Here is a 22,333-nt window from a genome sequence, read left to right on the forward strand (position 1 = left end):
ATTAATATTCTGCAAGTAAATTAAGCTGTTTTTTCAGATCACTCTATGTCTAGAATAGGAAAATGCCCGATATACAATACAGTTGTCCGAATATCGGACAATTTTCAAATAGGATATACTTGCCATGGAACAACAGGCATATCTCCAAGCAGTAAATGGGGAACAGATTGCTCAGGAAGACTATATTGCAGGCTTGGCTAAAGGGCTGATCGTACTTGAAACCTTTGGTATAGAAAGACAACGCCTGAATATCACCCAGATTTCCCAACGCACGGGTATTAGCCGCACAGCGGCACGGCGCTATGCCAAGACCTTAAAATTTTTAGGGTTTTTAGATAGTGATCAGCATTATTTCTGGTTAACGCCACGTGTGCTTCGTTTCTCAAGCGCCTATCTGAGTTCTGCACACCTACCTAAAATCGCGCAACCTTTGCTCAACTTGCTGAGCGTGCAGACCAATCAGACTTTTTCGATCGTAGTGCTGGATGAACATGAAGTCGTACCGATTGCCCGCAGCTTTCTACCACAACCTGATAGCTTGCGCCTTAACCCTTACGGCATGCATTTGGGGCATCGCCTGCCTGCTCATGCCACCTCAACAGGTAAGTTACTCTTGGCACAACTTAGCCAAAGTGAACGCCAAGCATGGGTACAGCGCTATGGTTTAAAACGTCTCACACCATTTAGTATGACCAATGAAAGTGAATTTTTACAGGAACTCGAGAAGATTGCCCAACAGGACTATTGTATTTCACAAGAGGAGCATGAGCTTGGGATTATTGCAATTGCGGTTCCTATTTTTGATGCTCAGGGACAAGCCATTGCCGCGCTAAACTGCATTGGGCAACAACAACGGATTGATGAAAACTATTTGATCAAGAGTATTTTGCCATTACTCAGACATTGCGCTCAGGAAATTCGCAATATGCTATAAACAAAAAAAGCCAGTGATAACACTGGCTTTTTCGACTGGATCTTACCAAATATCGGTATCAATCTTTTTCTTATATTCTGGATGGCTGTCCAGTTTAAATACTGGTTCTTTCACACCACGACCAAGCTGTGCACGATAATCTTTCAGCATCATACGCAAGAATGGCATGAGGAGTAAGATCGCAATTAAGTTGATGGTTGCCATGATACCCATCGACAAGTCTGCCATTGACCAAACTAAAGGTACGCTGGTAATCGCGCCGAAGTACACCATAAACAGTACCATTAGGCGGAAAATAAACATCACCACAGGGCTGTTATTAATGAACTGCACATTACTTTCTGCATAAGCATAGTTGCCTAAAATTGCAGAGTAGCAGAACAGGAACAGGATAAAGGCAAGAAAGTCACCGCCATAGTGCCCAATCTGGGTTTCCAAAGCATGCTGAGTCAATTCAACACCTTGCAAACCTGAATTAGTGTAAACGCCTGAAATCAGAATGATCAACGCAGTACTGGTACACACCACAAAAGTATCGACAAACACACCAAGCATTTGTACCAACCCTTGGTTGACTGGATGTTGTACATCCGATGCCGCTGCCGCGTTTGGCGCCGACCCCATCCCCGCTTCATTCGAGAATAGACCGCGTTTGATGCCTTGCATCATCGCCATAGACACCATGCTACCGAAGAAACCACCCGCAGCAGCATCGAACTGAAATGCTTTACTAAAAATCAGGTAGAAAATGTGCGGAATCAGGTCGTAATTGCTAATACAGATATAAAAAGCCAGCGCCAAATACAGACCTGCTTTCAACGGTACAAACATTTCGGCGAAATGTGCAATCCGTTTAATCCCACCAAAAATAGCCAGTGCAGTAATCGCAACCAAAGCCAAACCGACCCAAGAAATAGTCAGGTTAAGACCACCAAGTGGAAGAATAATATTGGCTTTGTCCCAGCCCCAAGCATGCGAAGAAGCATCAATCATGGCATTGGCTTGCACCGAGTTAAATACAAAACCGTATGCCAGAATCATTGCTAGCGCAAAAATAATCCCGAACGGCTTGCTCTTTAAGCCCTTGGTAATGTAATAGGCAGGACCACCACGAAACTGTGCATTGTGTTCATCACGGATTTTAAACAACTGTGCTAAAGAGGACTCAACAAATGCTGAACTCATGCCCACCAATGCAGTAACCCACATCCAAAATACCGCACCTGGCCCACCAATTGCGATTGCCATAGCAACCCCACCGATGTTCCCCACACCAACGCGACTCGCCAAACCTGTAACAAAAGCCTGAAATGGAGTAATCCCATGTTCATCCTGTCCTGGTTGACGGCTTTCTTTCATGACCCGAATACTTTGTAAAAACATTCGAATCTGTACACCGCCTGTTACAACGGTATAAATTAAGCCAACTGCAAGTAGCAAAATTACCAAGAAATTCCATAATGGGTCATTAAAGTATGCAACCCAACGCATGAGAAATGCATTTAATTCCGAATTCATTCAGACGTCCTTCTAGATCATACGGGCATCACTCGTTGGAGAATTCAATACTCTTTCTGCATAGGTTGGCAATATATCATTGGCTGATATTCGCTCGCGATTATGTATTGTCCATGAAAGAGTTTACTAATTTCCCTTACAAAAGTCTGAGTGATAGTCAGCATTATTATTGAGCCATATATGCTCATCATAAAGCGCCGCATCTAAGCCGTGCTACACAATAAAATTGCTTAGCCATCAACAAAAAATTTTTGACTGGCACAAGTCAAAATCAATAAAATCTTTAGAAAAGATTAAGAATAAAACAGTATGAAGAATTTCCCACCCTGCAAAAACTGCACCAAAAAAATCTCTTGCACCAAAAAAAGACGCAATTATACCGATATGAAACTTAAAACCAACTTATTTTTAGGATTTCGCACCATTTTAGTGATTATTTTTCAAACTATTTTTTACTATTATTTATACAAGCAATCTCATTATTTAGTATAAATAAACAACAAATATTCTATATTTTTTCAATTTAAATCAAAATTTCCTTCGTAACAACAGTCAGTTAAACCTGACCATTTATTCAAAAAAAACAGATGATAGTTTTTCGACAATCATCCGCATAATTCCTTACGGGTTTCTCTAGCCACTGCCTAATGCTATCGTTTATAGTGCTAAAAAAATCATTAACTCATGAGATTACAGGAGTACTTATGAACTTGGAGCAAGTTCGCTACGTCGATGATGCCATTACTTCACGCCATTCAGTACGTGCTTTTTTAAACACCCCTGTTGAACCACAGCTTATTCAAGATATTTTAGCCGTTGCAAGCCGCGCACCCTCGGGTACCAATACTCAACCATGGAAAGTCTATGTCGTCACAGGTAAAAAACGTGATGCAATCGTTGAGCGTGTATGTCAGGCTCAAATTGAAGTGAACCAGCATCCTGAGCTTGCTGAAAAATATAAAGAAACTTTCGCTTATTATCCTGAGCAATGGATTTCACCATTTATTGACCGCCGTCGTGCCAATGGCTGGGGCTTATATGGTTTGCTTAATATTCAGCGCGGCGAAAAAGAAAAAATGGCTGCACAGCAATTACGTAATTTTAAATTGTTTGATGCACCTGTGGGTTTATATTTTACCGTCAACAAAGCGATGGGCATTGGCTCAAAAATGGATATTGCCATGATGATTCAAAATGTTATGGTAGCAGCGAAATCCCGTGGTCTAGACACTTGCCCACAAGCAGCATGGAACCACTTTCACCCGATTGTACTAGAAGAACTGGGCGCACCTGAAGACGAAGAGCTGGTCTGTACCGTTGCGCTTGGCTACGCTGACCCAAATGAAATCGTGAATACTTTTATTACTCCACGCGAGCCAGTCGAAAGCTTTACCGTTTTTCTAGAAGAATAAACCCTGAAATACTGAATCATAGTCAGTCTACTGGCTATGATTCATTTAAAAACTCGCGCTCTGCACCATCCCCTGAAAATTCAAACAATCCCGCACCCGTTTTTGTTGCATCGCATTTAATTCATCCAGATTAAACCACTGATATGCTGAATGCTCATCACTCAACTGAATATGTACCTGCTCAGGCAAATAACAACGAAAAATAAAGGCATGTGAATTGACGGCACTGTGATAATACACACCACTCAAATAGGCAATTTCAACCGTACAACCCAGCTCTTCCTGACATTCACGTATTAAAGCCTGATGAATGGTTTCTCCAACATCCAGACCACCGCCTGGTAAGCCCCATGCCTGATTAGCATATGTCGCTTTCAGTAGTAATACTTGTTGCTGATGATTAGTAATCACAGCATGTGAACTCATACGGTAGAAGTCATGAAAACCCATTAAGATGCCTGCTGTGTACCCAAGCCCAGATCAATATCAGTCATTTTCCAATGCCAGCCATCACGGGTAAAAATAAACTGGGTGTCTGCACCCTGTAAATGCACCACATGAATCACAAAATGGTTTAAATCGCGATAGCCTGCATGATATTGCAACTCGCTGCTGCTCGCTGTCGATACAGAATCAGATGCTGTATGACTCATATTTGCTTCTATGATATTTGAGCTATTGTCTTCAGTCTTGTGATGAATGGATAGGGATTGTGCCAACTGCTTACCTTGTAATAATAAAATCAGGGTCTTCGGCGTAACGACACGATCAAGCACAGCATCGGTAATCGGTTCACCCAGATATTGCTCCACCAAATGCTTCCAGGATGGGTGCTGCCCTTGATTTAAATCTGCAGCGAACCATTGTGCATTCATTTGTGGTTTAAGGCTTTCTTTTACCGCCTCATAATCAATATATGCAGAAATTCGTTCAGGCTGATTGTTTTCATAAGCTTGCTTGAGCTGATACAGCATCCAGTAAGGCGATGCCAACCATGCCGCTATGAACAATGCAACCGCGACACTAAGAGTAACAATGAGCTTTTTCACCGCAACTTTGCCCTATTTTTTTACCACCAAAGAAAGTGCGTTAATGTAACCGATTCGCTATTTAGATGCTGTAAAAGCTTTGCTGATTTATGTAGTAATTGCTTTATTTCTCGACACAACAATGACTGTATTCAAACGGCTCAGCATGTATTTTGTCTATTTTTCGGCTTTGCGCAGAAACATAACAATCTACGGCTGAATTTTCCCAGAAAATCCGCCACAATAGCTCCTATAGTCAAAACCTAATTTTGAGAACAAGATGAGTGATTTAGCTTTTATTCAATATCAACTCAACGGCGTAGATGCGCAAAAATTTCTGCAAGGTCAAGTCACGTTGCATGTTGAACGCCTCCCAGAACAAACACCTCGCTATACGGCTATCTGTGATTTAAAAGGTCGTATCCAGTTTGGGTTATGGCTCACTAAACTTGATGCTGAACATTTTGAAATTGTTGTCATTGAAGATCAAAGTGAAGAATTTGCCAAACATATTAAAAAATATGGTGCTTTTTCTAAAATGACGTTAAGCACTGTAGGTGAGGTTTTCCCTACCCTCACTGCGACCAGCACAAGCTTTGCTACACAACCTACAGATATCACAACATGGCAACAACACGCGATTGCACAAGGACAAGCCTATATTTGCCAAGCCACTGCACATAAGTTTCAACCGCAAGAACTACGTTTGCATCAACGTGAAGGTGTCGATTATGACAAGGGCTGCTATTTAGGTCAGGAAATCGTGGCGCGTTTATGGTTTAAAGCCAAACCTAAACACTGGCTACACTTAGTTGCAGGAACAGGAGATGTTCCTGCTATTGCAAGCCAATTACATAGTGATGTTGAAGTGGTCAATAGCATTGCAACTGCAACAGGTTTTCAGGCACTCGTGGTTGCTAAACCTGCTGCACTGTCCGAACTGAATTTGACGGTGCTTGACTTGCCTGCACAGTTCAGTGCCGATGTCGCTCGTCCACAGTAGAATACGTCCTAGGCTTTGGGTGAAACAAAAACTTTTACTCAAAGCCGCACACTCAAAAATTGTGTAAATTGCATTCGTTTTCTTCCACCCGTATTCCTCATAACATCCTTCAGAGTCACTTTATGAAAAAACTCCTTGCCGCGCTCGGACTTAGTCTTATGACAATCGGTATGGCACATGCAGATATTGCGACACTAAAAGCCAACCTGCAAAAAAATTATCCAGACGTTATACCAGAATCGATTCAACCGACACCAATTAAAGACATCTATGAAGTCTATATGGATGGTGAAATCGTCTATACCAATGATGAAGGACGTTATTTCTTTATCGGCAATTTGGTTGATCTAAAAAACCAAGTCAGCCTGACCGAACAGCGCCAACAAGAATTAACCAAAATCGATGTGAAAACTTTACCGCTCAATCAGGCAATTAAACATGTCAAAGGCAATGGTAAACGCGTACTGTATATTTTCAGCGACCCTGATTGTCCATACTGCCATGCACTAGAAGAAGAACTCAAACAAGTCGATAACGTCACGGTTTATTTATTCTTGTATCCATTGACGAACTTGCATCCCAATGCAGAAGCTATGGCACAGAAAATCTGGTGCTCAAAAGACAAATATGCAGCATGGGAAGGCTACGTTCTGGATCGCAAACAACCAAACGATAAAGCGAGCTGCGCAACACCGATACAGAAAAACCTAGAATTTGGTAAAAAACTCCGTATTGATGGTACACCAACCTTCTTCCTAAAAGATGGTCAGCGTATTTCTGGTGCACGCAGTGCAGATGAGATCAATAAATTACTGGATTCAGTACAGTAACTGAAACAACCTCAGCCTTCGTGGCTGAGGTACTTTTTATTTGTCATCCAAAGATTCATCGCGCTGCGCAAAACGGCTGGCAATAATACCGCAAACAATCAACTGAATTTGATGAAACAGCATCAGCGGTAACAGTATTAAACCAATCGGCTGACCTGCAAAAATAATCTTCGCCATCGGCACGCCACTGGCTAAAGTCTTTTTCGAACCACAAAATAAAATCGCAATCTGATCTTTTTGATTAAAGCCTAGAGCACGGCTGGAAAAATGGATGAGTAGCATTGCGATTGCCAGCAACACACCACACACCACAAACAAGCCCACCAGCGTTTGAGCTGACACCTGATGCCAAATTCCTTCAATCACGGCTTCACTAAATGCAGCATAGACCACCATCAAAATCGAGCCCTGATCAACACATTTGACCACAACACCATGTTGCTTAATGAATGGGAAAAGTTTTGAGCGACAAATTTGTCCCAATACAAAGGGAACCAATAGCAGTGACACAATATTCAGCACAGCATTGGATGAGCCTGTGTCATGATGTGACAAGGACTGACCAATGAACAGACTCACTAAAAACGGAGTAATAAACATCCCGAAAATATTGGATGCCGATGCACTACACAATGCAGCAGGCACATTGCCTTTAGCAATTGAAGTAAAGGCAATCGATGACTGTACCGTTGACGGTAACAGCGCCAAGTACAAAATACCCAGATACAGCTCATGCCCCAGTAATGGTTCAATCACGGGTTTCAGCAACAAGCCCAAAATTGGGAACATGACAAAAGTGGCAGTAAAAATACACAAATGCAGGCGCCAATGCGTCAAACCATCCATAACCGCCTGACGAGACAGTTTTGCCCCATGCAAAAAGAATAATAATGCAATGGCAAAATTGGTGAGTTGCCCAAAGATACTGGCAGCATGACCATGAATCGGTGCAAAGCTAGCTAAGACCACCATACCAATGATCATCAGACTAAAATTATCGGGTAAAAAACGTGGTCGAGCCATTACACTTCCTTTTGGTTAATTCGTCTCTGTCGCTCTTGGATTAGATCATGAGAATTTTCAAATGACTTTTCACAGACTTAAAAGCAGCTTTTTGATCGCAAAGCACATCATCATGATTGAAGTTTCTGAAAAAATAGAACGAAAAATCGCTTGCTGCATAGTAACCGCAGACAATTTAATGGGTCAACCCATCTACCACCAACAGGCAATCAGCAAGCTAATCCCGATAAAACCTAAAAGGGTACTGAGCATTAGTGCAGCAACGGCGCGCTGCTCCAGTCCATAAATTTGCCCTAAAATACCAAATACGATTGGCATCGGCAAAGCTGCAATCAAGGTCGCGGCATGTTGCATTTCTATAGAAGCATTAGGCAAAAGAAAAAATAGACAGGAAATAACACTCGGCATCAACACTACTTTCAGCAACACCAACGTAATCGTTTGCGTATCGAGCGCTCGCAATTGCATGCCAACCAAACTACCTCCAATCACCAGAAGCGCCAGAGAAGGTGCTGTTTTTCCTAAAACATTCAGCATATTATCGAGTATTTCAGGTGGCCTTAACTCGAAGATCACTGCGAGCATTGCCAAAATAATCGAAATCACCAAAGGGTTTTTCAGTAAATTTTTTAATGCCTGATACAACATTCTAGAAGGATGCTGCTGCGTCTGTAGACCTGCTTCTGCCAGTAACAACACCATGGGTATCATCAGCAGGCTTTCGATCATTAAAGTCAATGACAGATAAATCACAGCATGATTGGGTAACACTAACGGTAAAATTGCACTCCCGATTAATCCCGTATTGGACATTGATGCGCCCATGGACAGGACTGCGGTCTGGGTCGGGGAATGGTGAAAGTGTCGTTTATAAATCCAGTATGCCAGTGCATATAAAATCAGTGACCCACCTGCATATGCCAGCAAATAGGGCAACAACCAGATTTCATGCAGATTTTTGCTGGCAAGGGAATGCAAGATCAGCGCGGGTAGTGCAATCTTGATGACATAGCCACCTAAGCCCTTAATCTGCTCGGCAGTCAATAAACCCAACTTAACACTTGCATAGCCCGTGCCCATGAGCAGAGACATGGGCAACAAGATTTCAAAAACCAATCTGTTCTACCTGAGCCTTACGCGTTGCTTTCAGCAAACGCATGGAACAGGTTTTTAAAACCATGCGGCTGACAGCGCAAATACTGGGGTGCAATCTGAACAGATTCGCCCAAAGAAGCTGCGGCATGCCAGACCCAGCGCGGGTCATATAAAATCGCACGCGCCAAGGCAATTGCATCGGCTTGATGATGACGCACAATCAGTTCTGCTTGCTGAACCTCGGTAATCAAACCTACTGCAATCACAGGGATCTTTACATGCTGTTTAATTTCGCTCGCAAAAGGCACTTGATAGTTAGGTTCAATATCAATCTGTTGTTTTTCATGCAAGCCTGCACTGGAAACATGCACATATGCTGCACCTGTTTTTTCAAGCTGCTGAGCCAGTTCAATGCTCGACTCAAGCGTCCAACTCGCTTCTGCTTGTGACTCCATCCAGTCAGTTGCCGAAATACGTACTCCGACAGGGAAACCTTGCGGCACGACCTGTAAAATTGCATCCAGAACTTCCAGTGTTAGACGCATGCGGTTTTCCAGACTGCCGCCATATTGATCTTGGCGCTGATTCGACAACGGCGACAGAAATTGATGCAGCAAATAACCATGTGCAGCATGAACTTCTATCAGTTCAAAACCTGCATCTACAGCGCGCTGCGCTGCGGCAGCAAAGTCCTGTTTTACAATCTGAATTTCGTCAAGTGTTAAAGCATGCGGTGCAAGATCCTGCGCAGCAAATGGCACAGCACTCGGCGCAACTGTTTGCCAGCCATGCACATGCTCAGGTGCAAATTGTCCACGACCATGCCACGGCTTGTCTGTAGAAGCCTTACGCCCTGCATGTGCCAACTGCACCCCAAACGGCATTGGGGAAATGCTTTTGACCTTAGCCAGTAACGCTTTGATCTGGTCACGCTGCTGATCATTCCACAAGCCTAAATCAGCATAACTGATCCGCCCTTCAGCTTGTACCGCTGTCGCTTCAACAATACACAAACCAGCACCAGACAAGGCATAATTTGCCCACTGCTGTTCATGCCAATAGCTGACTTCGCCTGCTTCAGTCGCAGAATATTGACACATCGGTGCAATGATTACTCGATTGGTTAAGCTCAGATCAGCAAACTGAATGGTTTCGAATAATTTTGACATCTAAGACAGTTCCCCTGTTTCATTAAAATTGTTTGGTAACACTCAGACCTGCACTCCAGTTACGCCCTTGTGCAGGTTCAAAATAGCGCCCATTGCCATCATTCACAATCACCGAACCAACATAATTGCGGTCAAACAAATTATCGACTCGAGCATAGGTATTGATTGCCCAGTCCTGCATTTTCCATTTGTAGCCGACATCTATTGCAGTAACGGTATAACTTGGCGCTGCATCGGAGTTCGCATCATTGACATAGATTTTATCCATATAATGTGCTTCGATGCCTGCAAACGCGCCCGTTTGTGGCTGCCATGCCAAGCGTGCAAAAGCCTGATTTTTGGCAATTCCAGGAATATACGTGCCTTTTTTGACTATACCCGATGATGAGCTGAAATCCGAATCAAAGGTAGCATCTAAATAACTGTAGCTTGCTTGTACTTTCAGATCTTTCCACAGATTTTTATTCCAAGAAAACTCTACGCCTTGGCGCTGGGTTTTATCGACATTCTGATAAGTTGCCAGACCATTGACTGTTGCATAAGATACAATGTCATTTTTAGTCTTGCTTTGGAAGGCTGCAAGTGTGAAATATCCCCAAGAATTTTTTGACTTTAAGCCAATTTCATAGTTATCGCTGCTCGACGGTTTCAGGTTAAAGTTAAAACCTGCTGCACCATCGGTACGATATGCCATTTCGGTAAAAGTCGGGGTTTCAAAACCTTTAGCATAACTCACATAAGCCAGTAATTCAGGAACAATCTGCCAGCTCAGCGCTGCTGAAGGTAAAGTTTTCGAGTATTCAGTTTTGCCACTGTCATTGCCATTACTTAAATAATGGTCATCTGACTTGTAATGTACGTTGCTATAACGCACGCCTGTATCTAAGCGCCAAGTCGGTAAAAACTGCCATGATGCTTGAAGATATGGGTCAATATTCCACAAAGTATTGTCTTCATTACGGCGCAAATTACCTTTCACCCCATAAGTGCCTGCGGCATTATAGTTTTCATAGCCTTTGCGGTCTTCATCCATGGCATCAAGCGCTACACCTGCACTAATGCTGGTGTTCGGCAGAAGTTCCTTGCCTGTCCAGCGGAAATCTGCCCCATAATAATTACGGTCAAAATCAATCACGCCGCCGGCATTATTAACATTGGCTTGGGTCGATTTAGGAATGGATTGATACTGAATCACATGACGGTTGCCAACATAAGTCATGGCATACAGTTCATTGTGATCATCTAGCGGCTTTGTCCACGTTACGCCAGTTTGAGTCTGCTCAATTTCCTTACGGGTGTTGTAAGTTTCTGCGCTACTCACTGCCTGTTTTGGGTTTTGCTCCCATAAAGCACGTGTCAGCCCCATTGGATCATCGGCATTGATTTTAACGTAGTTGGTCACCCAGTTGATTTTGCTGCCATCGCTCAAATTCCAAGTCAGTTTGGCATTGTTCAGTACTTTATCTGCCGCACTATGCTCACGGTAACCATCGGTATCGAAATACGAAGAACTGATCACATAAGCGGGCTCATTTTCAGCATGTGCACCGCCTTGCAACACAATCAAGCTGTTACTGCGCTGATCACTCCCCCCCGAATAGCCCATCGTCACGGAGTCACGTCCCTGACCTTCTTTGGTGGTTGCCAGAATCGCACCGCCAGAAGAGTTTCCATACAGAGATGAAAATGGTCCTGTCAGCACTTCAAGATGATCCAGACTTTTCAGGTCGATGTTCGAGGTTTGCCCCTGACCATCAGGCATAGTGGCAGGAATACCATCGACATATAAACGAATACCACGCACTCCAAAGGTCGAACGCGCCCCAAAACCTCGCATGGAAAGCTGCAAATCTTGTGCGTAATTCTCACGATTATTCAGTTGTAAACTTGGAATTCCCTTGACCACTTCCGTAAGGTTCACCCCAATATTGTCTTGTTGCTTTGGCGCATTCACCCGAAAAACCGAAGCTGGTGTTTTGGCATAACTGGTATCGGTATGTGTCGCTTCAACTTTAATGATTGGCAAATCTTCTTGGATGGCCACCTCATCTTCAGCATATAAACTTCGGCATACGCATACTGTCATCAACAACATGGCACTTTTCACAGCAAAACTGGCATGCATATTACGCATTATTTTCATCCTAAATCTTTGGGGGAGCATCATGGCGGCAGTCAAAATTTCAAGCAAAACAAGATGCTTTGCGAACAGCCAAAGTCAGCAATCTGACAAGTTTATATTTTGAGTGGCAAATCTGCCTTGTATTGTAGTAATGCCTCTGTCCGAACACAAGTTGCGGATATACCTGTTTCTTCGTGCATGCTAAAGTATGCGTTTTCTTGTTGTTATTGTAGCCGTATGCCTGAATTACCCGAAGTCGAAACCACCAAAAATAGTTTAGCGCCTTTGCTTTTGCAAACCGTACAACGTGTAGAAGTGCGCCAACCACAATTACGCTGGGCAATTCCACAGGATGTTGACAAACTACGTGGTCAAAAACTGTTGGGATTACAACGGCGTTCCAAATATATTCTGGCAGAATTCGAACAAGATAGCATGCTGTGGCATTTGGGTATGTCAGGCAGTTTTCGGATTTGCGGTGCTCAGAATGAACTGCGCAAACATGATCATTTCATTCTGGATTTTGGCGAACAACAACTACGTTATCACGACCCACGTCGCTTTGGCTGTATCTTGTGGCTCAACGAAGAATCCAAGCATAAGCTGCTTGACCCACTCGGCCCTGAGCCATTGACTGATGCTTTCAATGCCGATTATTTGATTCAAAAATTTAAATCCAAGCATGTTGGTATCAAAGTTGCACTGATGGATAATCATATTGTCGTGGGCGTTGGCAATATTTATGCAACTGAAAGCCTGTTCAATCTGGGGATTCATCCAGCACAGCCTGCATCTAGCCTGAGCCAACAACAAATCAGTGCCTTGGTGGTGGAAATCAAACGCATTTTAAACTTTGCCATTGATTTGGGAGGTTCCACCTTACGCGACTATACCAATGCCATGGGGGAAAATGGTTACTTTCAACAAACTTTATTGGCTTATGGGCGTGCAGGTGAAATGTGTGTCAACTGTGAAACCACACTAGAAAATATCAAACTGGGACAACGTGCCAGTGTGTTTTGCCCACAGTGCCAACCCCTTAAAAAAACCGCAAAGTCATAATCTGTCAGGAGGTTCAATCTATGCAAACTGCAATCGTACGTCATATCTTGGTTAAGGATAAAACGCTTGCCGAACAGCTCAAGAAAAAAATTCAGTCAGGGGGTGACTTCTCTAAAATTGCCAAAGAATACTCAACTTGTAATTCAGCAAAACGTGGCGGTGAACTGGGTGAAGTCAAAAAAGGGCAACTGGTGCCTGTGATTGATAAACTGGTATTTACTGCGGCTGAACGAGTATTGCACGGCCCTATAAAAAGCCAGTTTGGTTTTCATTTACTGGAAATCAAATTTCGTATGAATTTTTAAATCAGTATGATGCTTAAATACACAGCGAGATTTAAGCATCATTTTTTTAATTTTAGGTGTGTGCAGATTTGGCTGTAGGATGCATTTGGTATGTCCATGCCTGAACCCTATCACCAGACTCAAGTTCAACCTCCACCATGACTCGCTGATACTGAAACCCTTCAAAATCATCCAGCATTTTCCAGTTATCTGCCAACAGGTCTGTAGAGAAAAGTAAACCCTCAATTTTTTCTGATTGTGGGTCAAGCACTAACGCAGGCAAACCCTGATCAGGCCCCCAATCCAGAGTATGCACAACACCACGTACATAGCCTATTTGCCATTTTCCACCCATATTTCCCAGAATATGTGCATTGGCTTGCCCTGGACGCAATGTGCCATAAGTAAATAATTGGTTCATTTTCCCCATCCTGATGCAGCAGAATTATTGATCTTCTCGCGGATTCATTTTACAAAAAACTGAGTCATCATACATAAAAAAAGCAGCTTGGTTATCGCTGCTTTTTTAGTTATAAAAGATTATGCTTTCTTTTTTAACTCATCACGAATTTCACGAAGTAATTGAATATCTTCAGGTGTTGCCACTGGTGCAGGCACAGCTTCTGCTTCTTGTTTACGGCGCATTTTGTTAATCAATTTCACCATAATAAACACAACCCAAGCCAGAATAATAAAGTTAATCAGGATGGTTAAGAAATTACCATAAGTCAGTACGTTAACTCCTGCCTTTTGCATCTCAGCCAGAGATTGTAAATTGTTGGGGTTTTTGCCCAATATGATAAATTTTTGGGTAAAGTCAACGCCTCCCCCTGTAATCAGGGTGATAATCGGCATAATAATATCTTTAACTAAGGAATCGACAATTTTACCAAACGCGCCACCAATGATGACACCCACAGCAAGGTCGATCATATTGCCTTTTACCGCGAATTCACGAAATTCTTTTAAAATACTCATTTAAATCTCCAGTTCTTTTCATATGACTTATATGATGCGGTATATATATTATGTATATGTATTTCCATTTAATTTACTTGGTTTTAAAAAATTGCCAATCCTTTGTAGAAAATCTTATACAAAAAAAACCGCTAATTAAAATTAGCGGTTTTTTTATGACTTAAGAGAACTTATTTATCGCGGTTACGCTTACGTTCGTTTTCAGTCAAATAACGCTTACGGATACGAATTGATTTTGGTGTTACTTCAACTAATTCGTCATCTTCAATGAATTCAAGCGCTTGTTCAAGCGTATATTCAATTGCAGGGACTAAAGTTAAAGCCTCATCTGTACCAGACGCACGGACGTTGGTTAATTGTTTCGCTTTAGTTGGGTTTACAGCCATATCGTCTGAACGAGAGTTAATCCCTACGATCATGCCTTCGTAAACTTCCAACTGTGGTTTAGCAAATAAACGACCACGGTCTTGTAAACCAAATAGCGCATAGCCCAAGCAAGTGCCTTGAACCATAGAAATCAATACACCATTTTGACGCTTCGCAACAGTACCTTGTTTAACAGGACCGTAGTGAGAGAAGCTTGACGTCATGATCCCTGTACCAGAAGTCATGGTTAGGAATTCAGAACGGAAACCGATCAAGCCACGTGAAGGAACAGTTGCTTCAATACGGATACGGCCTTTACCGTCAACTTCCATATTGGTCATTTCGCCTTTACGGTAACCCATTTGTTCCATTACAGCACCTTGATGCTGTTCTTCAACGTCAAATGTTACGTTTTCGTATGGCTCTTGTTTTTCACCATCAACTTCTTTGATGATTACTTGTGGACGCGATACGCCCATTTCAAAGCCTTCACGACGCATGTTTTCGATCAATACTGAAAGGTGAAGTTCACCACGACCAGAAACTTTGAAACGGTCTGGACTTTCAGTATCTTCTACACGAAGTGCTACGTTATGAATCAATTCACGGTCTAGACGTTCACGAATATTACGTGAAGTCACGAATTTACCTTCTTTACCAGCAAATGGTGAATTGTTTACTTGGAATGTCATCGATACTGTAGGTTCGTCTACAGACAATGGCGGTAATGCTTCAACAGTTTTCGGATCACAAATCGTGTCTGAAATGTTAAGTGCATCAATACCTGTAATACATACGATGTCGCCCGCTGATGCTGAATCAACATCAACACGCTCTAAACCATGGTAACCCATGATTTTTAAAATACGACCGTTACGTGTGTTGCCTTCTTTGTCAATCACAGTCACAGGAGTATTGGTTTTTACTGAACCACGTTGAATACGACCAACACCGATAACACCTACAAAGCTGTTATAGTCAAGTGATGAAATCTGCATTTGGAATGGACCATCAACATCAACTGCTGGTGGTTCAACGATGTCAACAATCGTTTCAAACAACGGGGTCATGTCTTCAGCCAATTCTTCTGGTGATGGACCTGCAACACCACGTAAGCCTGAAGCATAAACGATCGGGAAGTCTAACTGTTCGTCAGTTGCACCCAAGTTGTCAAACAAATCAAAAACTTGATCAATAACCCAGTCACAACGCGCGCTTGGCTTGTCAACTTTGTTAATGATCACAATTGGTTTCAAACCACGTGCAAACGCTTTTTGCGTTACGAAACGAGTTTGTGGCATTGGGCCTTCTTGTGCATCCACAAGAAGTAATACGCAGTCAACCATTGACAATACACGTTCTACTTCACCACCGAAGTCAGCATGTCCCGGGGTGTCCACGATATTGATACGGTAAGTCGTATCAGTACGCTTGTCCAACCAAGTAATCGACGTATTTTTTGCCAAGATAGTAATACCACGCTCTGATTCAAGCGCATTCGAATCCATAACACGCTCAATCTCACCCGCGCGGTCACCGAGTGCACCTGATTGTTGTAAAAGTTTATCTACGAGAGTAGTTTTACCATGGTCGACGTGCGCGATGATGGCAATATTACGGAGAGTTTTAATATCAGACATGTAAATTCGATACGCTTTAAATTTGAGGGCAAATTATACAAAAAAACACTAGCATTGAGTAGTGACAGTTGCCTGACAACAACACTTTTTTCGTCAGACAAGCCGCTTTTTAGTTTGTAAAGGGATGTAACTCGATTAGAATAGCGATATCTTGCTTATTATTTATTACAATTCCATGTCGGATTTAGATATATCTCCCCATTCCCATCCTCAACCTGATCTGCTTTTAGGGCTTAATGACAAGCCAAAACCATGGATTGCGTTCTTCGCAGCCTTGCAACATCTGCTTGCAATTCTTGTTCCGATTTTAACGCCAGGTTTACTGATCTGTGGGGCGCTTAAAGTTCCTGCACACGAAACCACCATGATTTTATCGATGTCTTTGGTGATTTCAGGCATTGCGACTTTTCTGCAATCTAAAAAAGTTGGCCCTCTGGGCGCAGGTTTGCTGATTGTACAAGGCACCAGTTTTAACTTTATTGGCCCAATTATGGCGATTGGCAGCATGATGATTGCCAATGGCACACCGTATCAACAGGTGATGGCCGCCATTTTTGGTGTGGTGATCGCGGGTGCATTCATTGAAATGAGCGTATCACGCATTTTGCCATGGGTCAGAAAACTGATTACACCACTGGTGACTGGGATTGTGGTTTTACTGATTGGACTTACCTTGATCAAAGAAGGTTTAGTCAGCATGGGCGGTGGTTATGCTGCCATGGCAAACGGCACATTTGCCAATAGCGACAACCTGATCATGTCCAGTGTAGTGCTCGCTATTATTATTGTCCTCAATCGTATTCCTGTGGTCTGGATCAAAAGCTCAGCAATTTTACTGGCTTTGGTGATCGGTTATATCTTGGCAGGCTTTATGGGGCATTTGAACTTTACTGCGTTCCAGCAAGCACCGACCTTCCAGTTGCCAACACCATTGCATTTTGGCATCAGTTTTAACTGGTCACTGTTTTTACCGTTTGCCTTTATTTATCTGGTGACTTCACTCGAAGCTATTGGTGACATTACTGCAACCAGTAAAATTTCCAAACAACCAGTAACAGGTGAAACCTGGATGCAGCGCATCAAGGGTGGCGTATTGGTCAACGGTTTTAACTCATTGATCGCAGGGATTTTCAATACCTTCCCTAGCTCTGTGTTTGCACAAAATAATGGTGTGATTCAATTGACAGGTGTCGCAAGCCGTTATGTCGGCATCTGGATTGCAGCCATGTTGGTTTTATTGGGTTTATTTCCTAAAATTGCAGGCATGGTACAAGCTGTGCCAGAAGCGGTTCTCGGTGGCGCTGTCATGGTGATGTTTGGTGCAGTTGCCGCGTCAGGCATCAATATTCTGGCAGGTATTAAGCTTGACCGCCGCGCGTTACTGATCATTGCTATTTCTTTAGCACTTGGGCTGGGTATTGCACAAGTTCCTGATTTTCTAAAGCATATGCCTGAACTTATGCGCAATATTTTCAGTTCTGGCGTAGCAACTGGCGGTATCGCAGCATTATTGCTCAACTTGATTTTGCCTGACCAAACAGAACAGTAATTTTTTTTAACAATGTCCAATCCCAGTGATATGCGGATTGGACATTTTATTTTGTGTAGGGTGTCATCATGGATCCTCGAAGTGAAGTCGTCTTGCGCCAGCAAGATCAACTCAAAGATCGCGTTTTATTTATTCATGCGCCCAATGATCAACTCCTGATTGAACTGCGCGACACAGTACAAGGGAGTATCTGGACATGGAATTTTGCTGATCATCAAGCGCATCTGGCTTTAGGTTTGGACAGCCACTTTGCTGTGACATTTCCTGAGCAGAATTTTGATCAAGTCGTGATTTTTGTTCCAAAATCCAAAGAGCTGCTCAGTTATATCATCCATCAGGTTGCGAGCCATATGCAGCTTGGGCAATCCATTTTTCTGGTGGGTGAGAAAAAAGGTGGCGTGGAACGTGCAGCCAAACAGTTACAAGCCTATGGTAAGACCCTCAAACTCGACAGTGCGCGTCACTGCCAACTGTGGCAACTGATTCTACAACAACAAGAGCAGGAAAAACCGCTCGAAGCTTGGCTCAAAACCTATGAAATTCAAGTTGAAGATCAAACACTAAAAATCTGCGCTTTGCCGGGTGTGTTTAGTCAAGACCATTTAGATGTTGGTACAGCAGTGCTTTTACCATACCTCCCCCAAGTCAAATCGGGTAAACTCGCCGACTTTGGCTGTGGTGCAGGCATTATTAGCTGCTATTTGGCAAAGCTGAACCCTGACAATGTCGTTCATGCGCTCGATGTCGATGCATTTGCATTGAAATCAACAGAATTGACTTGTCAGTACAATGCCATTTCTACCAGCCAGATCCAGTTACATGCCGTCACAGGTATTCAAGATGCCCCGACTGGGCTCGATGCTTTAGTGAGTAATCCCCCTTTTCATCAGGGAATTCACACCTCCTATGCCGTCAGTGAAGATTTATGCAAACAGGCAAAGTGTCATCTTCAAGGGCATGGTGAATTGTGGATTGTGGCAAACCGTTTTTTAAATTATCCGATTTTAATTGAGCAGTATTTCGGGCATTGCGACACGAAAACTGATCAACAAGGCTTTAAGGTGTTATATGCCTGTGCAACAAACAGATAAGGAAACTAGATGAGCGAAATGAATGAACATGCGCACTTAAAGCGTAAGTTAAGTGCTCGCCATCTGAATATGATTGCAATTGGTGGTTCTATTGGAACAGGGTTATTTTTAGCTTCAGGTTCGACCATCAGTACTGCAGGACCAGGCGGCGCGTTACTAGCGTATGTCCTGATCGGGATTATGATTTATTTCTTAATGACCAGCCTTGGCGAACTAGCAACTCACAACCCAACTTCAGGTGCATTTTTTACTTACGGCAACAAATATGTTGAAGAAGGTTTTGGTTTTGCACTGGGCTGGAACTACTGGTACAACTGGGCGATTACTGTCGCATTTGAACTGGTTGCAGCCCAGTGGATCATGGCATTCTGGTTCCCTGAAATCCCGGGTTTTTGGTGGAGCCTGCTGTTTTTAATTGTGATTTTCACGATTAATGCCATGTCAGTCAGAACTTTCGGTGAGAGTGAATTTGTATTTTCCCTAGTCAAAGTCATTGCCATCATTATTTTTATTTTTATTGGTTTCGCGACCATTTTAAAAATTATGCTGACCCCGAATGCCCTGCCTTTTGCCAACTGGACACATAAAGACGCACCATTTGTTGGTGGTTTCCAAGCCATGGTCGGAGTTGCCATGATTGCAGGTTTTTCCTTCCAAGGCACTGAAATGGTTGGGGTTGCTGCGGGTGAATCTAAAGATCCACATAAAACCATTCCACTGGCAATCAAACAGATATTCTGGCGTATTCTGCTGTTTTATATTGTCTGTATTTTCATTATCGGTACATTAGTCAGTTATGACGATCCACGCCTGATTCAGGCAGCGAGTAGCAACAATATTGCCCTGTCTCCATTTACCCTACTGTATGAAAAAGCAGGTTTTGCTTTTGCTGCAGGTCTGATGAATGCAGTGATTCTAACTGCGATTTTATCTGCGGGTAACTCGGGAATGTATTCATCTACCCGTATGTTGTGGGATATGGCAGAAGAAGGCAGTGCTCCACGCTGGTTTGCAAAGCTCGATAAACGTGGCGTACCAATGCGTGCATTGTATGCGACCACTGCGATTGCAGCATTATCACTCCTCACGAGTTTTATGGGTAAACAGGAAATCTATAACTGGTTGCTCAATATGTCAGGGATGTGTGGCTTTATTGTCTGGCTAGGGATTGCAATTTCGCATTATCGTTTCCGTAAAGGTTATGTGGCTCAAGGTTATAAAATTAAGGACTTGGCTTATCGTGCAAAATTCTTCCCATTTGCACCATGGTTTGCCTTTATTTTGTGTTCAATCATTATCTTAGGGCAAAATTATCAGGCATTACTGGGTGCAAAAATTGACTGGTTAAGCCTGCTTGCGACTTATATTACCCTCCCGCTGTTTTTAGCTGTATGGTTAAGTTATAAATGGATCTATAAGACCAAGCTCATCCCTTACAACGAAATGGATGTGAAACCAATGCGAGATGATGAGTTATGATTGTCTTGACATTTGATTTTTTAAGTTTATTATTTCGCCGATATTGAATTTCGGCACTATCCACTACGGATAGATTTTGAGGAGGACATCATGCCAGTACTAGCGAGCTTACAACATAACTGATTTGGCACGATGTCGTCTCACGGACAGGTGTACAAATCTCATCTGTCCGAATGCATAGAACCTAGCATTCGCTAGGTTTTTTTATGCCTGATATTCGGACAAAACAACAATAATTTGAGAAAAAACAAAATGAGCATTCAAAAAATTTTAAATGCTGAGGGGCACTATGGTGTGCCTGTGAAGATTTTCACCCAAGACATCGATGATGAAAGTATCGAACAGCTCAGCAAAATGGCACAACTGCAATTTATTCATTCGCATATTGCAGTCATGCCCGATGTACATGTCGGCAAGGGAGCAACTGTTGGTAGCGTCATTCCAACCAAACAGGCGATTATTCCTGCAGCTGTTGGCGTGGATATTGGCTGTGGCATGAACGCAATACGCCTAAGTTTAAAAGCACATCAACTGCCTGATAATCTGTCGCCTTTACGTCATGCCATTGAACGTAAAGTGCCCGTAGGTTTTGCCATGCACAAGCAGGTCAAGGCCAAAGCCTCAAGTTTAACGCCACTGGAAAAACGCTTACAGCCAATCATTACCAAACACCCTGGCTTGGTTCGCATGCTACGCCAGTTTGACGCCACTTGGCAAAAACAGCTTGGGACACTCGGTGGTGGCAATCATTTTATAGAGCTGTGTCTGGATGAAAATCAAGATGTCTGGGTCATGCTGCATTCGGGTAGTCGTGGTTTAGGTAATATGATTGGCACGTATTTTATTGAATTGGCAAAGAAAGAAGCTCAACAACGCTTTGGACATGTACCCGACAAAGATCTGAGCTATTTTGCAGAAGGTTCCAATAGTTTTAATGACTACGTGGAAGCTGTGGAATGGGCACAAAACTATGCCTATGAAAACCGACGTGAAATGATGCGGCTGATTTTAGAAGCCATTCGCCCGATTTTGCCATCATTTCAGATGACCAAAGAAGCGATCAACTGCCATCACAATTATGTCAGTCAAGAAACTCACTTTGGTGAAAATGTCTTTGTGACGCGTAAAGGTGCCATTCGCGCAGGTGAAGATGAGCTTGGCATTATTCCGGGTTCAATGGGAGCACGTTCTTATATTGTTCGAGGTAAAGGTAACCCTGAATCCTTTTGCTCCTGCTCACATGGTGCAGGTCGTAAAATGAGTCGAAGCAAAGCCAAACTTTTGTTTAGTCAGCAAGACTTGATTCAGCAAACTCAAGGCATCGAATGTCGTAAAGACAGCGGTGTGATTGATGAAATTCCAGGTGCTTATAAGGACATTGATCAGGTGATTGCTTATCAAAGCGATTTGATTGACGTTGTCCACACCTTGAAACAGATTTTATGTATTAAAGGCTAAACCAATGAAACTGAAAACCATGCCTAAAATTAAAGCACGTAACCCTGTTGCACTTTCTCCCCTTTTACATAAAGGTGGAATCCATGAAAGTGAAAAGCCGAAAGCAGAGCATCGCCGAATGCGAAAAGCCATGAAGCATGAACTGAAAGCAAAGTATTGGCTATAAAAAAAGCGGCTCAAATGAGCCGCTTTCTTTTTCACCTCAACTCAAATTATTGAGCTGCTGGCGCTGTCGGTTGAGCAATCACTGTACGGCTACCTGTAATCGCAGCAAATACACGACGGTTCATTG

The 22,333-nt window shown here is 42.9% G+C and carries 21 protein-coding genes; 11 read left to right on the plus strand and 10 right to left on the minus strand.

The window, feature by feature from the left end; translation table 11 throughout:
• Positions 1 to 124: 124 nt before the first annotated feature.
• A complete protein-coding gene (locus tag F975_RS11800) occupies positions 125 to 934 on the plus strand; it encodes an IclR family transcriptional regulator domain-containing protein (protein ID WP_004753575.1) in 810 nt (269 codons plus the stop codon).
• A 42-nt stretch (positions 935 to 976) separates the two neighbouring features.
• On the opposite strand, the gene F975_RS11805 is transcribed toward F975_RS11800, so the two are convergent.
• On the minus strand, positions 977 to 2,452 hold the full coding sequence (locus F975_RS11805; protein ID WP_004753576.1) for an alanine/glycine:cation symporter family protein: 1,476 nt from the start codon (positions 2,450 to 2,452) through the stop codon (positions 977 to 979).
• 704 nt (positions 2,453 to 3,156) lie between these two features.
• Here F975_RS11805 and F975_RS11810 point away from each other — a divergent pair.
• The gene (locus tag F975_RS11810) at positions 3,157 to 3,864 is read left to right on the plus strand and encodes a nitroreductase (RefSeq protein ID WP_004753578.1); all 708 of its coding nucleotides are present in this window, start codon (positions 3,157 to 3,159) and stop codon (positions 3,862 to 3,864) included.
• A 45-nt stretch (positions 3,865 to 3,909) separates the two neighbouring features.
• Here F975_RS11810 and F975_RS11815 read toward each other — a convergent pair whose 3' ends face one another.
• Both F975_RS11815 and F975_RS11820 read right to left on the minus strand, forming a co-directional pair.
• Positions 3,910 to 4,314, minus strand: coding sequence for an NUDIX hydrolase (locus F975_RS11815; RefSeq protein ID WP_004753579.1), 405 nt, complete (start codon positions 4,312 to 4,314; stop codon positions 3,910 to 3,912).
• Entirely contained in the window at positions 4,314 to 4,913 is a 600-nt protein-coding gene (locus tag F975_RS11820; protein WP_004753580.1) for a DUF2939 domain-containing protein, read from the minus strand. Before F975_RS11820 ends, F975_RS11815 begins: the two co-directional genes overlap by 1 nt.
• Positions 4,914 to 5,172: 259 nt before the next feature.
• Between F975_RS11820 and ygfZ the strand changes: the two genes are divergently transcribed.
• Together ygfZ and F975_RS11830 are read left to right on the plus strand one after the other, a co-directional pair.
• Positions 5,173 to 5,895: a CAF17-like 4Fe-4S cluster assembly/insertion protein YgfZ gene (gene ygfZ / locus F975_RS11825; RefSeq protein ID WP_004753581.1), complete on the plus strand. Its 723-nt coding sequence runs from the start codon at positions 5,173 to 5,175 to the stop codon at positions 5,893 to 5,895.
• Between the two features lie 122 nt (positions 5,896 to 6,017).
• A complete protein-coding gene (locus tag F975_RS11830) occupies positions 6,018 to 6,725 on the plus strand; it encodes a DsbC family protein (RefSeq protein ID WP_004753582.1) in 708 nt (235 codons plus the stop codon).
• A gap of 36 nt (positions 6,726 to 6,761) precedes the next feature.
• Here the strand turns inward: F975_RS11830 and F975_RS11835 are convergent, their stop codons facing one another.
• From F975_RS11835 to F975_RS11850, 4 genes are all read right to left on the minus strand, one after another.
• Positions 6,762 to 7,748, minus strand: coding sequence for a bile acid:sodium symporter family protein (locus tag F975_RS11835; RefSeq protein ID WP_004753584.1), 987 nt, complete (start codon positions 7,746 to 7,748; stop codon positions 6,762 to 6,764).
• Between the two features lie 192 nt (positions 7,749 to 7,940).
• On the minus strand, positions 7,941 to 8,864 hold the full coding sequence (locus F975_RS11840; protein ID WP_034426016.1) for an AEC family transporter: 924 nt from the start codon (positions 8,862 to 8,864) through the stop codon (positions 7,941 to 7,943).
• Positions 8,865 to 8,881: 17 nt separating this feature from the next.
• Positions 8,882 to 10,012 (minus strand): NADH:flavin oxidoreductase/NADH oxidase, encoded by a 1,131-nt coding sequence (locus F975_RS11845; RefSeq protein ID WP_004753589.1) that lies wholly within the window; start codon positions 10,010 to 10,012, stop codon positions 8,882 to 8,884.
• Between the two features lie 22 nt (positions 10,013 to 10,034).
• Positions 10,035 to 12,107: a TonB-dependent receptor domain-containing protein gene (locus F975_RS11850; protein ID WP_416201884.1), complete on the minus strand. Its 2,073-nt coding sequence runs from the start codon at positions 12,105 to 12,107 to the stop codon at positions 10,035 to 10,037.
• Between the two features lie 264 nt (positions 12,108 to 12,371).
• Here F975_RS11850 and mutM point away from each other — a divergent pair, with 264 nt between their 5' ends.
• Positions 12,372 to 13,196, plus strand: a complete 825-nt coding sequence (mutM, locus tag F975_RS11855) for a bifunctional DNA-formamidopyrimidine glycosylase/DNA-(apurinic or apyrimidinic site) lyase (RefSeq protein WP_004753593.1) — start codon at positions 12,372 to 12,374, stop codon at positions 13,194 to 13,196.
• 20 nt (positions 13,197 to 13,216) lie between these two features.
• Positions 13,217 to 13,501 (plus strand): peptidylprolyl isomerase, encoded by a 285-nt coding sequence (locus F975_RS11860; protein ID WP_004753595.1) that lies wholly within the window; start codon positions 13,217 to 13,219, stop codon positions 13,499 to 13,501.
• Positions 13,502 to 13,553: 52 nt separating this feature from the next.
• Here F975_RS11860 and F975_RS11865 read toward each other — a convergent pair whose 3' ends face one another.
• From F975_RS11865 to typA, 3 genes are all read right to left on the minus strand, one after another.
• The gene (locus F975_RS11865; RefSeq protein WP_004753597.1) at positions 13,554 to 13,901 is read right to left on the minus strand and encodes a gamma-glutamylcyclotransferase family protein; all 348 of its coding nucleotides are present in this window, start codon (positions 13,899 to 13,901) and stop codon (positions 13,554 to 13,556) included.
• Positions 13,902 to 14,020: 119 nt separating this feature from the next.
• Positions 14,021 to 14,458 (minus strand): large conductance mechanosensitive channel protein MscL, encoded by a 438-nt coding sequence (gene mscL, locus F975_RS11870; protein WP_004753598.1) that lies wholly within the window; start codon positions 14,456 to 14,458, stop codon positions 14,021 to 14,023.
• A 170-nt stretch (positions 14,459 to 14,628) separates the two neighbouring features.
• Positions 14,629 to 16,464, minus strand: coding sequence for a translational GTPase TypA (typA, locus tag F975_RS11875; RefSeq protein ID WP_004753599.1), 1,836 nt, complete (start codon positions 16,462 to 16,464; stop codon positions 14,629 to 14,631).
• Between the two features lie 175 nt (positions 16,465 to 16,639).
• Here typA and F975_RS11880 point away from each other — a divergent pair, with 175 nt between their 5' ends.
• The 5 genes from F975_RS11880 (at position 16,640) to F975_RS15875 (ending at position 22,207) form a co-directional block, all read left to right on the plus strand.
• Entirely contained in the window at positions 16,640 to 18,013 is a 1,374-nt protein-coding gene (locus tag F975_RS11880) for a uracil-xanthine permease family protein (protein ID WP_004753601.1), read from the plus strand.
• Positions 18,014 to 18,081: 68 nt separating this feature from the next.
• Positions 18,082 to 19,104 (plus strand): methyltransferase, encoded by a 1,023-nt coding sequence (locus F975_RS11885; protein ID WP_004753604.1) that lies wholly within the window; start codon positions 18,082 to 18,084, stop codon positions 19,102 to 19,104.
• Positions 19,105 to 19,113: 9 nt separating this feature from the next.
• Positions 19,114 to 20,583, plus strand: a complete 1,470-nt coding sequence (locus F975_RS11890; RefSeq protein ID WP_004753606.1) for an amino acid permease — start codon at positions 19,114 to 19,116, stop codon at positions 20,581 to 20,583.
• 252 nt (positions 20,584 to 20,835) lie between these two features.
• Entirely contained in the window at positions 20,836 to 22,041 is a 1,206-nt protein-coding gene (locus F975_RS11895) for an RtcB family protein (RefSeq protein ID WP_004753607.1), read from the plus strand.
• Between the two features lie 4 nt (positions 22,042 to 22,045).
• Positions 22,046 to 22,207 carry a hypothetical protein gene (locus F975_RS15875; RefSeq protein WP_004753610.1) on the plus strand — a complete coding sequence of 54 codons (162 nt, stop codon included), beginning with the start codon at positions 22,046 to 22,048 and terminating at the stop codon, positions 22,205 to 22,207.
• Positions 22,208 to 22,333 lie beyond the last annotated feature (126 nt).

The organism is Acinetobacter brisouisimilis (assembly GCF_000368265.1).
Classification (GTDB): Bacteria; Pseudomonadota; Gammaproteobacteria; order Pseudomonadales; family Moraxellaceae; genus Acinetobacter.